Raw genomic sequence first — 11,656 nt, 5'->3', positions numbered from 1 at the left:
CATGAATAAACGTGTAAAAATCGTTGCAACTTTGGGACCTGCGGTAGAAATCCGTGGTGGTAAAAAATTCGGTGATGATGGTTACTGGGGTGAAAAACTTGATGTTGAAGCTTCAGCTAAAAACATTGCTAAATTGATTGAAGCTGGTGCTAACACATTCCGTTTCAACTTCTCACACGGTGACCACCAAGAACAAGGTGAGCGTATGGCAACTGTTAAACTTGCAGAAAAACTTGCAGGTAAAAAAGTTGGTTTCCTTCTTGATACAAAAGGACCAGAAATCCGTACAGAATTGTTCGAAGGTGAAGCTAAAGAGTATTCATACAAAACTGGTGAAAAAATCCGTGTTGCAACTAAACAAGGAATCAAATCAACTCGTGAAGTGATTGCATTGAACGTTGCTGGTGCTCTTGATATCTATGATGATGTTGAAGTTGGTCGTCAAGTTTTGGTTGACGATGGTAAACTTGGTCTTCGTGTAGTTGCTAAAGACGATGCAACTCGTGAATTTGAAGTTGAAGTTGAAAACGATGGCGTAATTGCTAAACAAAAAGGTGTTAACATCCCTAACACTAAAATTCCTTTCCCAGCTCTTGCTGATCGTGATAACGATGATATCCGTTTCGGTCTTGAACAAGGTATCAACTTCATCGCGATTTCATTCGTACGTACTGCAAAAGACGTGAACGAAGTTCGTGCAATCTGTGAAGAAACTGGAAATGGACACGTTCAATTGTTCGCTAAAATCGAAAATCAACAAGGTATCGACAACTTGGATGAAATCATCGAAGCTGCTGACGGTATCATGATCGCTCGTGGTGACATGGGTATCGAAGTACCATTCGAAATGGTTCCAGTTTACCAAAAAATGATCATCAAGAAAGTTAATGCTGCAGGTAAAGTTGTTATCACTGCAACAAACATGCTTGAAACAATGACTGAAAAACCACGTGCAACTCGTTCAGAAGTATCAGACGTATTCAACGCTGTTATCGATGGAACTGATGCTACAATGCTTTCAGGTGAGTCTGCAAACGGTAAATACCCACTTGAGTCAGTAGCTACAATGGCTACAATCGATAAGAACGCTCAAACTCTTCTTAACGAATACGGACGTTTGAACTCAGATTCATTTGAACGTAACTCTAAGACAGAAGTAATGGCTTCAGCTGTTAAAGATGCTACTAACTCAATGGATATCAAATTGGTTGTAACTCTTACTAAGACTGGACACACTGCACGTTTGATTTCTAAATACCGTCCAAATGCTGACATCTTGGCATTGACATTCGACGAATTGACAGAACGTGGATTGATGTTGAACTGGGGTGTTATCCCAATGTTGACAGATGCTCCATCATCAACTGACGATATGTTCGAAATCGCTGAACGTAAAGCAGTTGAAGCAGGACTTGTACAATCTGGTGACGATATCGTTATCGTAGCTGGTGTACCAGTTGGAGAAGCTGTTCGTACAAACACAATGCGTATCCGCACAGTACGTTAATTAAAATAAGAAAAAGCCTATCATATCAAGCTTTCTAGCCTGTATGATGGGCTCTTTTTTTGTCCATGGGGCAAAAAGGGGGCAAAACTTTTTCTTTCTATTCAATGCGACGGTATCAAGTGCGTAAAGCACTGCTTGCTCCATGCTCTTTGTAACGTGAGTATAAATCTGATTCGTTGTTTTAGCGTCTTTATGGCCTACACGTGCCATGATAGTTTTAAGAAGAAACAAGCAAACTTAATAAGATATTGAATTTAAACACAAAAAACAACTCCCTGATGATTCAAGGAGTTGTCTATAGTTAAATTAGTTTTTAGAAGCTTCTTGGAATTCTGGATTTTTCCATGCTTCATCAATAATAGCTTGCAATTCTTTAGCAGATGCTTGCATTTTTTGAGTTTCTGCGTCGTTCAATGGGATATTTACTGGACGAACAATACCATGTGCACCAACAACAGCTGGTTGACCGATAAAGACGTTTTTAACTCCGTATTGACCTTCTTGGAATACTGAAAGTGGAAGTACTGCGTTTTCATCGTCAAGGATTGCTTTAGTAATACGAGCAAGTGCTACTGCGATACCGTAGTATGTTGCACCTTTTTTGTTGATGATTGTGTAAGCTGCGTCACGAACACCTTCGAACAATTCAATCAATTCAGCTTCTTGAACATTTTGAGTGTCTTTAAGGAATTCTTCAAGGTTTACACCAGCGATGTTAGCGTGTGACCAAACAGCGAACTCAGAGTCACCGTGTTCACCCATGATGTAGGCGTGGACTGAACGAGCATCAACATCAAGTTTCTCAGCAAGTGCTTGACGGAAACGAGCTGAGTCAAGTGAAGTACCTGAACCGATAACGCGTTCTTTAGGGAATCCAGAGAATTTCCAAGTTGAGTAAGTCAAGACGTCAACTGGGTTAGCAGCAACAAGGAAGATACCTTTGAAACCTGATTCAACAACTTGAGTTACGATTGATTTGTTGATAGCAAGGTTTTTACCTACAAGGTCAAGACGAGTTTCACCTGGTTTTTGAGGCGCACCTGCAGTGATTACAACAAGGTCTGCGTCTGCACAGTCAGAGTATTGAGCTGCATAGATTTTTTTAGGTGAAGTGAAGGCAAGGGCGTGACTAAGGTCAAGCGCGTCACCAACAGCTTTTTCATGCAATTGTGGAATTTCGATAATTCCAAGCTCTTGTGCAATTCCTTGGTTAACAAGTGCAAAAGCGTAAGAAGAACCTACAGCACCATCACCGACAAGGATAACTTTTTTGTGTTGTTTAGTTGAAGTCATTATTCTAAACATCTCCTTAATTTTATTCAGGGATTTCCCCAGTTATTTCAATTTTATCACTTTTAAAAAGCTTTGTCACGGATATGCCTTGCAGTTCTTGATGTAAACGTTTTAGCGATTTTAGATATCTGAAATATGGCGGACATTATGGTATAATATAATTAATTACTAATAGTGAAATGAGGCATTTATTAATGCAGGATAGAAATTTAGTGAATGTCAATCTGACAAAGGAGATGAAGACGAGCTTTATCGACTACGCCATGAGTGTTATCGTAGCGCGGGCCCTTCCTGATGTTCGAGATGGCTTAAAACCTGTTCACCGTCGGATTCTCTACGGAATGAATGAACTGGGTGTTACTCCAGACAAACCTCATAAAAAATCTGCTCGTATTACAGGGGATGTCATGGGTAAATATCATCCACACGGGGATTCCTCTATCTATGAAGCCATGGTCCGTATGGCTCAATGGTGGAGTTACCGTTACATGCTTGTAGATGGTCATGGGAACTTTGGTTCCATGGATGGTGATGGTGCTGCCGCCCAGCGTTATACTGAGGCACGTATGAGCAAGATTGCTCTAGAGATGCTTCGTGATATCAATAAAAATACTGTTGACTTCGTTGATAACTATGATGCCAATGAACGTGAACCCTTGGTCTTGCCAGCACGCTTTCCTAACCTTTTGGTTAATGGAGCAACTGGTATTGCGGTTGGGATGGCAACCAATATTCCACCTCATAATCTGGGAGAAACCATTGATGCAGTGAAGTTAGTTATGGACAATCCTGAAGTGACCACTAAGGACTTGATGGAAGTCTTGCCTGGGCCAGATTTTCCAACTGGTGCTCTTGTTATGGGGAAATCAGGTATTCATAAGGCTTATGAAACAGGTAAAGGTTCTATTGTCCTTCGTTCACGTACTGAAATTGAAGAAACTAAAACTGGCCGTGAGCGTATTGTTGTAACAGAATTTCCTTATATGGTCAATAAAACAAAGGTGCATGAGCATATTGTTCGTTTGGTTCAGGAAAAACGTATTGAGGGGATTACAGCAGTTCGTGATGAGTCAAACCGTGAAGGTGTTCGATTTGTTATTGAAGTCAAGCGTGATGCCTCAGCCAATGTTATCCTCAACAACCTCTTCAAGATGACCCAGATGCAAACCAACTTTGGTTTTAATATGCTTGCAATCCAAAATGGGGTACCGAAGATTTTGTCCCTTCGTCAGATTTTGGATGCTTATATCGAGCACCAAAAAGAAGTGGTTGTTCGTCGTACACGTTTTGACAAGGAAAAAGCAGAAGCGCGTGCTCATATTTTAGAAGGTCTCTTGATTGCATTAGACCATATCGACGAAGTGATCCGCATCATCCGTGCTAGTGAAACGGATGCGGAAGCACAAGCCGAGTTGATGAGTAAGTTTAAGCTCTCTGAGCGTCAAAGTCAAGCCATCCTTGATATGCGTCTTCGTCGTTTGACAGGATTGGAACGTGATAAGATTCAGTCAGAGTATGATGACCTCTTGGCTCTGATTGCAGATTTAGCAGATATTCTAGCTAAGCCAGAACGTGTTTCTCAAATTATCAAGGATGAATTAGATGAAGTCAAGCGTAAGTTTGGCGACCAACGTCGTACTGAATTGATGGTTGGTGAAGTCTTGAGTCTTGAAGATGAGGATCTAATTGAAGAAGCTGATGTCTTGATCACTCTTTCTAACAAAGGATACATCAAACGTCTGGACCAAGCTGAGTTTACCGCTCAAAAACGTGGTGGACGTGGTGTTCAAGGAACTGGTGTTAAGGATGACGATTTTGTTCGTGAGTTAGTGTCGACTAGCACTCATGATCACCTGCTCTTCTTCACAAATAAAGGTCGTGTCTATCGCCTGAAAGGCTATGAAATTCCTGAGTATGGCCGTACTGCCAAGGGATTGCCAATTGTCAATCTTTTGAAATTGGATGAAGGTGAAAGTATTCAAACCATCATCAATGTTGAATCTGAACGCAGTGATGATGCTTATCTCTTCTTTACAACCCGTCATGGAATTGTCAAGAGAACCAGCGTTAAGGAATTTGCTAACATTCGCCAGAATGGTCTCAAGGCTTTGAACCTCAAGGATGAAGATGAGTTGATTAATGTCTTATTGACAGAAGAGGATACGGATATTATCATTGGTACCAAGTTTGGTTATGCAGTTCGCTTTAATCAATCAGCCGTTCGCGGCATGAGTCGTATTGCCACTGGTGTGAAAGGTGTTAATCTCCGTGAGGGAGACACAGTAGTTGGTGCTAGCGTAATTACTGATCAAGATGAGGTTCTTATCATTACTGAAAAAGGATATGGTAAGCGTACAGTTGCTACTGAATACCCAACTAAAGGTCGTGGTGGTAAAGGGATGAAGACGGCCAACATTGCTGAGAAAAACGGTCCTCTATCAGGTCTCTTGACTGTGAAAGGTGATGAAGATTTGATGATTATCACTGATACAGGTGTCATGATTCGAACCAACGTTGCCAATATTTCACAAACAGGGCGCTCAACTATGGGAGTTAAAGTGATGCGCTTGGATCAGGATGCTAAAATTGTGACCTTTACAACGGTAGCAGCGTCAGAAAAAGAAGAAGTCGGGACAGAAAACGAAATAGAAGGTGAAGCATAATGTCTCATAAAAAGAACAAAAAGAAAACAAATCGTAAAAATCTACTAATCAATGTCTTGGCAGGATTCTTAATCCTCTTGTCACTGGCATTAATCTTTAATTCAAAAATTCGTGATATTTTCATGGTTTGGAATACTAACAAGTATCAAGTTAGCCAGGTATCAAAAGAAAAATTGGAAGAAAATCAAGATACAGAAGGTAATTTTGACTTTGACTCAGTAAAAGCCATTTCATCAGAAGCTGTCTTATCCTCACAATGGAATTCGCAAAAATTACCAGTTATTGGTGGGATTGCTATTCCTGAAGTAGAAATTAACTTGCCTATTTTTAAAGGTCTTGATAATGTCAATCTCTTCTATGGAGCTGGTACGATGAAGCGTGACCAAGTGATGGGGAAAGGAAATTATTCACTAGCTAGTCATCACATTTTTACAGCAGAAAATGCCAGTCAGATGCTATTTTCTCCCTTATCACATGCTAAAAATGGTATGAAAATTTATCTGACTGATAAGGATAAGGTTTATACTTATGTTATTCATGAGGTCAAGCATGTAACACCAGATCGTGTGGATGAGATTGACGACCGTAGTGGTGTTGATGAGATCACACTTGTAACTTGTGTGGACTATGATGCGACAGAGCGGATTATTGTAAAAGGTGATTTGAAAGATACAAAAGACTATTCACAAACACCTGAAGAAGTTCTAACAGCCTTCAATCAACCATATAAACAACGTTATTAAAGATAAAATCAGTAAAATCTTAGGTTTTACTGATTTTTTATAGGCTGAGTTTCAAAATAAACTGTTATGAAATACAGAAAACGCTTCCTAAAACTGAAAGTTTGTGATATAATTATCAGGTAAAAAAATGTTAGGAGTTTATTATGGTTTCTTCAGAATTTATCTCAAAGATTGAATTTGCTTGCAAGAAGAAAGAAAGTCTTTATAGCCAAAGCAAATTTAAGTATGCGATTCGTTCTATGTTTGCAGGTGCATTTTTAACCTTCAGTACAGCAGCAGGTGCAGTCGGGGCTGACTTGATTAATAAAATTGCGCCTGGTAGTGGACGCTTTCTCTTCCCATTTGTTTTCGCTTGGGGCTTGGCCTACATTGTTTTCTTGAATGCCGAGTTGGTAACATCAAACATGATGTTCTTGACTGCTGGTAGTTTCTTGAAAAAAATCTCTTGGAGAAAAACAGCTGAGATTTTACTTTACTGTACCTTGTTCAACCTTATAGGGGCTTTGATAGCAGGTTGGGGCTTTGCCCACTCAGCGGCCTATGCAAATCTGACTCACGATAGTTTCATCTCAGGGGTTGTTGAGATGAAGTTAGGTCGCTCAAATGAATTAGTCTTACTTGAGGCGATTTTGGCAAATATTTTCGTAAATATTGCGATTCTTTCATTTGTTTTGGTCAAAGATGGAGGTGCCAAACTTTGGCTTGTGTTGTCAGCGATTTACATGTTTGTATTCTTAACAAACGAGCACATTGCTGCGAACTTTGCTTCTTTTGCGATTGTGAAATTCAGTGTTGCTGCGGATTCAATTGCGAACTTCGGTGTTGGAAATATGCTTCGCCACTGGGGAGTAACCTTCATCGGAAACTTTATCGGAGGAGGCCTATTGATGGGTCTTCCGTATGCCTTCCTCAATAAAAATGAAGATACTTATGTAGATTAAGAAAATGAGCACGATTGATTCGTGCTTTTTATATGGGAATGATAGCAATAGTTTTTTGATATATCAAGATATAGAAAAGATGTATTGGTCAGGATAGCTTGATAGTGCTACAATATCTTTAATCAAACTATATGGAGGTTGCCTTATGACTCGTGATTTTAAATTTGAAACTCTACAACTACATGCTGGTCAAGTTGTGGATCCAGCTACCAAGTCTCGTGCAGTGCCGATTTATCAAACAACATCCTTCGTTTTTGATGACACGCAGGAAGGTGCCGATTTGTTTGCCTTGAGAAAACCAGGGAATATTTATACTCGTATCACCAACCCTACAACAGCTGCCTTTGAAGAAAGAATTGCTGCCCTTGAAAGTGGTGTTGGAGCTCTTGCAACAGCATCTGGTATGGCCGCAGTGACTTATACGATTTTGGCACTTGCCCATGCTGGTGACCATGTTGTAGCAGCATCAACCATTTACGGTGGAACCTTCAATCTTTTGAAAGAAACCCTTCCTCGTTATGGGATCACAACTACCTTTGTGGATGTGGATAATTTAGAGGAAGTAGAAGCAGCGATCAAAGACAATACCAAGCTTGTCTTGATTGAAACATTGGGCAACCCCTTGATTAACATTCCAGACCTGGAAAAATTGGCAGAGATTGCTCATAAGTATCAGATTCCACTTGTTTCTGACAATACTTTTGCTACACCTTATTTGATTAACGTTTTTTCTCATGGTGTAGATATTGCCATTCACTCAGCGACTAAGTTTATCGGTGGGCATGGTACGACTATTGGTGGAGTGATTGTCGATAGCGGTCGTTTTGACTGGGCAGCTTCAGGGAAATTCCCTCAATTTGTTGAGGAAGACCCAAGCTACCACAATTTGAGCTATACTCGTGATGTGGGTGCAGCAGCCTTTATTATCGCTGTCCGTGTCCAATTGCTTCGTGATACAGGTGCAGCCTTGTCGCCATTTAATGCTTTCCTCTTGCTTCAAGGACTGGAAACCCTTTCTCTTCGTGTGGAACGCCATGTGCAAAATGCTGAGAAAATTGTTGATTTTCTTGTAAATCATCCTAAGGTAGAAAAAGTCAACTATCCAAAATTGGCTGATAGTCCTTATCATGCCTTGGCTGAGAAATACTTGCCAAAAGGTGTGGGTTCAATCTTTACCTTCCATGTCAAAGGTGGGGAGGCAGAAGCACGCAAGGTTATTGATAATCTGGAAATCTTCTCTGACCTTGCAAATGTGGCAGATGCTAAATCGCTTGTTGTCCATCCAGCAACAACCACTCACGGTCAATTGTCAGAAAAAGACCTAGAAGCAGCAGGTGTCACACCAAACCAAATTCGTTTGTCAATCGGTCTTGAAAATGTAGAGGATTTGATTGAAGACTTGCGCTTGGCCTTGGAAAAAATTTAAAGAAAGAGAAGTTAAACAGTGGGTTTCGACTCGCTGTTTTTGATTTTCCTGCAGGCATGATATAATGGTTAAAGAAGTCTAGAAAGAGGAACGATATGAACGAAATCAAATGCCCCAACTGTGGGGAAGTTTTTACAGTAAATGAAAGTCAGTATGCTGAACTTTTGTCCCAAGTGAGAACAGCAGAGTTTGATAAGGAATTGCACGATCGGATGAAGCAGGAACTGGCCTTGGCTGAGCAAAAGGCCATGAATGAACAACAGTCTAAACTAGCTCAAAAAGACCAAGAAATTGCGCAATTGCAGAGTCAAATCCAAAACTTTGATACAGAAAAAGAATTGGCCAAGAAAGAAGTTGAACAGACAAGCTATGAGGTTTTATTGGCTAAGGACAAGGAAGTACAGGCCTTGGAAAATCAATTGGCAACCTTGCGTTTAGAGCATGAAAATCAACTGCAAAAGACCCTTTCTGACCTAGAAAAAGAACGGGATCAGGTCAAAAATCAGCTCCTACTGCAAGAAAAGGAAAACGAGCTTTCTCTTGCTTCAGTTAAGCAAAACTACGAAGCTCAACTCAAGGCAGCTAGTGAACAGGTCGAGTTTTATAAGAATTTTAAGGCTCAACAATCGACAAAAGCGATTGGGGAAAGTCTTGAACAGTATGCGGAAAGTGAGTTTAACAAGGTCCGCAGTTTTGCCTTTCCAAATGCCTACTTTGAGAAGGATAATAAGGTCTCTGCGCGTGGTTCTAAAGGAGACTTTATCTTCCGTGAATGCGATGAAAATGGGGTCGAAATTATTTCCATCATGTTTGAGATGAAAAATGAAGCTGACGGAACAGAGAAGAAGCACAAGAATGCAGATTTTTACAAGGAATTGGACAAGGACCGTCGGGAGAAGAACTGTGAATATGCGGTTTTGGTGACTATGCTTGAGGCCAATAATGACTACTTTAACACGGGGATTGTTGATGTCAGCCACGAATATGAAAAGATGTATGTGGTTCGTCCTCAATTCTTTATCCAGTTGATTGGGCTCTTACGGAATGCGGCACTTAATTCCCTAAAATACAAGCAGGAGTTGGCCTTGGTTCGGGAGCAAAATATTGACATTACACATTTCGAGGAAGACTTGGATGCCTTTAAGCTAGCTTTTGCCAAGAACTATAATTCAGCTTCTACCAATTTTGGTAAGGCAATCGATGAAATCGACAAGGCCATCAAACGTATGGAAGAGGTTAAGAAGTTCCTGACAACATCTGAAAACCAACTTCGTCTTGCAAATAACAAATTGGAAGATGTTTCAGTTAAAAAATTGACCCGGAAAAATCCAACCATGAAAGCGAAATTTGAAGAGCTGAAGGGGGAGTGAGGAAGAAAGATATGAACGGTATTATCAACTTAAAAAAAGAAGCGGGGATGACCTCGCATGATGCGGTTTTTAAACTGCGTAAGATTTTGGGAACCAAGAAAATTGGTCATGGTGGGACTTTGGATCCGGATGTGGTGGGTGTTTTGCCCATTGCGGTTGGCAAGGCGACCCGCATGGTCGAGTTTATGCAGGACGAGGGCAAGGTCTATGAGGGGGAAATCACTCTGGGCTATTCCACGACGACTGAGGATGCTAGTGGGGAAGTGGTTGCAGAGACACCTGTTTTATCGCACTTGGATGAAAAGCTTGTTGATGAAGCAATCGCTAGTCTGACTGGGCCTATTACTCAGATTTCACCTATGTATTCGGCTGTCAAGGTCAATGGTCGCAAGCTCTATGAGTATGCGCGTGCTGGTCAGGAAGTAGAGCGTCCAGAACGTCAGGTGACTATTTATAGCTTTGAGCGGACAAGTCCGATTTCTTATGAGGGTCATCTTGCAAGCTTTACTTTTCGTGTGAAATGTAGCAAGGGAACCTATATTCGTACTTTATCGGTTAACTTGGGAGAAAAACTTGGCTATGCGGCTCATATGTCACATTTGACACGGACTAGTGCAGCTGGTTTGCAACTAGAAGATGCTCTTACCTTGGAAGAAATTACTGAAAAAGTGGATGCTGGTCAATTGGACTTTCTCCATCCTCTAGAGATTGGGACAGGCGACCTTGTCAAAGTTTTCCTAAGTCCAGAAGAGGCTACAGAAGTACGCTTTGGTCGTTTTATCGAACTCGAACAAACAGAACAAGAATTAGCTGCCTTTGAAGGCGATACATTGCTAGCCATTCTAGAAAAACGGGACAATCTCTATAAGCCAAGGAAGGTTTTTAGCTAGTCTAACTGAGGTGTAGGGAGTGTTGTTTCCCTTAGACTATCCAAAATCAGACTATAAATTTTGCAAAAAATGTGATAGAATAGACCACGGATAAAAAAACGGAGGATAGCATGCAAAATAGACCAATCATTATCGGAGTGACAGGTGGTTCTGGCGGTGGTAAGACCAGTGTTTCCAGAGCCATTTTATCGCATTTTCCTGATGAAAAGATTTCCATGATTGAGCATGATTCATACTACAAGGATCAGTCTCATTTGACCTTTGAAGAGCGTGTCAAAACCAACTATGACCATCCTTTTGCCTTTGATACAGACTTAATGATTGAGCAGATTAAGGAATTGTTGGCAGGGTGTCCAGTGGACATTCCGACTTATGACTATACAGAGCATACACGGAGTAGCAAGACCTATCGTCAAGAGCCTCAAGATGTCTTTATCGTTGAGGGGATTTTGGTCTTGGAGGACAAGCGTCTGCGCGATTTGATGGATATCAAGATTTTTGTGGATACGGATGATGATGTGCGCATTATTCGGCGTATCAAGCGCGATATGGAAGAACGTGGCCGTAGCCTTGATAGCGTTATTGACCAGTACTTAGGTGTGGTTAAACCCATGTACCATCAGTTTATCGAGCCAACCAAGCGTTATGCGGATATCGTCATTCCTGAAGGGGTCAGCAATACAGTTGCTATCGACCTGTTGACGACCAAGATTGAAAAGATTTTGGAAGAAGCTCGTAACAGCAAATAATCAGACGTGGAGGCCTTGCCTCCTTTTTCTATTTTTCCCTCATAATGGTACATAAATGAAGATTTTTAGGCATA

The 11,656-nt window shown here is 40.9% G+C and carries 10 protein-coding genes; 8 read left to right on the top strand and 2 right to left on the bottom strand.

The genetic code is table 11. The features are described 5' to 3' along the window. Position 1 precedes the first annotated feature (1 nt). Positions 2-1,507: a pyruvate kinase gene (pyk, locus tag FQT24_RS03440; protein ID WP_143952174.1), complete on the top strand. Its 1,506-nt coding sequence runs from the start codon at positions 2-4 to the stop codon at positions 1,505-1,507. Here pyk and FQT24_RS03435 read toward each other — a convergent pair whose 3' ends face one another. Further along, complete coding sequence (locus FQT24_RS03435; RefSeq protein ID WP_143952173.1) at positions 1,508-1,717, bottom strand: hypothetical protein; 210 nt, start codon at positions 1,715-1,717, stop codon at positions 1,508-1,510. Between the two features lie 96 nt (positions 1,718-1,813). Then, positions 1,814-2,800: an L-lactate dehydrogenase gene (locus FQT24_RS03430; protein WP_023942623.1), complete on the bottom strand. Its 987-nt coding sequence runs from the start codon at positions 2,798-2,800 to the stop codon at positions 1,814-1,816. Between the two features lie 194 nt (positions 2,801-2,994). On the opposite strand from FQT24_RS03430, the gene gyrA reads away from it, so the two are divergent. From gyrA to udk, 7 genes are all read left to right on the top strand, one after another. Beyond that, positions 2,995-5,463: a DNA gyrase subunit A gene (gene gyrA, locus FQT24_RS03425; RefSeq protein WP_143952172.1), complete on the top strand. Its 2,469-nt coding sequence runs from the start codon at positions 2,995-2,997 to the stop codon at positions 5,461-5,463. Then, on the top strand, positions 5,463-6,206 hold the full coding sequence (locus tag FQT24_RS03420) for a class A sortase (protein WP_143952171.1): 744 nt from the start codon (positions 5,463-5,465) through the stop codon (positions 6,204-6,206). The genes gyrA and FQT24_RS03420 overlap by 1 nt, the downstream gene beginning before the upstream one ends. Before the next feature lie 143 nt (positions 6,207-6,349). After that, positions 6,350-7,147 carry a formate/nitrite transporter family protein gene (locus tag FQT24_RS03415; RefSeq protein WP_050090939.1) on the top strand — a complete coding sequence of 266 codons (798 nt, stop codon included), beginning with the start codon at positions 6,350-6,352 and terminating at the stop codon, positions 7,145-7,147. Positions 7,148-7,292: 145 nt separating this feature from the next. Further along, the gene (locus FQT24_RS03410) at positions 7,293-8,573 is read left to right on the top strand and encodes an O-acetylhomoserine aminocarboxypropyltransferase/cysteine synthase family protein (protein ID WP_143952170.1); all 1,281 of its coding nucleotides are present in this window, start codon (positions 7,293-7,295) and stop codon (positions 8,571-8,573) included. Positions 8,574-8,668: 95 nt separating this feature from the next. Then, entirely contained in the window at positions 8,669-9,943 is a 1,275-nt protein-coding gene (locus tag FQT24_RS03405; RefSeq protein WP_143952169.1) for a DUF2130 domain-containing protein, read from the top strand. A gap of 11 nt (positions 9,944-9,954) precedes the next feature. Then, positions 9,955-10,833 (top strand): tRNA pseudouridine(55) synthase TruB, encoded by an 879-nt coding sequence (gene truB / locus FQT24_RS03400; RefSeq protein ID WP_143952168.1) that lies wholly within the window; start codon positions 9,955-9,957, stop codon positions 10,831-10,833. Positions 10,834-10,943: 110 nt separating this feature from the next. Next, the gene (udk, locus tag FQT24_RS03390; RefSeq protein ID WP_143952166.1) at positions 10,944-11,582 is read left to right on the top strand and encodes a uridine kinase; all 639 of its coding nucleotides are present in this window, start codon (positions 10,944-10,946) and stop codon (positions 11,580-11,582) included. The last annotated feature ends 74 nt before the right edge of the window (positions 11,583-11,656 follow it).

It is taken from the genome of Streptococcus mitis (assembly GCF_901542415.1).
GTDB lineage: Bacteria > Bacillota > Bacilli > Lactobacillales > Streptococcaceae > Streptococcus > Streptococcus mitis_BL.
This window is presented reverse-complemented; position numbering and strand designations above follow the sequence as displayed.

Coding starts and splice junctions, on each gene's coding strand:
- pyk (WP_143952174.1), top strand. CDS start 2: ATGAATAAACGTGTAAAAATCGTTGCAACTTTGGGACCTGCGGTAGAA.
- FQT24_RS03435 (WP_143952173.1), bottom strand. CDS start 1,717: ATGGCACGTGTAGGCCATAAAGACGCTAAAACAACGAATCAGATTTAT.
- FQT24_RS03430 (WP_023942623.1), bottom strand. CDS start 2,800: ATGACTTCAACTAAACAACACAAAAAAGTTATCCTTGTCGGTGATGGT.
- gyrA (WP_143952172.1), top strand. CDS start 2,995: ATGCAGGATAGAAATTTAGTGAATGTCAATCTGACAAAGGAGATGAAG.
- FQT24_RS03420 (WP_143952171.1), top strand. CDS start 5,463: ATGTCTCATAAAAAGAACAAAAAGAAAACAAATCGTAAAAATCTACTA.
- FQT24_RS03415 (WP_050090939.1), top strand. CDS start 6,350: ATGGTTTCTTCAGAATTTATCTCAAAGATTGAATTTGCTTGCAAGAAG.
- FQT24_RS03410 (WP_143952170.1), top strand. CDS start 7,293: ATGACTCGTGATTTTAAATTTGAAACTCTACAACTACATGCTGGTCAA.
- FQT24_RS03405 (WP_143952169.1), top strand. CDS start 8,669: ATGAACGAAATCAAATGCCCCAACTGTGGGGAAGTTTTTACAGTAAAT.
- truB (WP_143952168.1), top strand. CDS start 9,955: ATGAACGGTATTATCAACTTAAAAAAAGAAGCGGGGATGACCTCGCAT.
- udk (WP_143952166.1), top strand. CDS start 10,944: ATGCAAAATAGACCAATCATTATCGGAGTGACAGGTGGTTCTGGCGGT.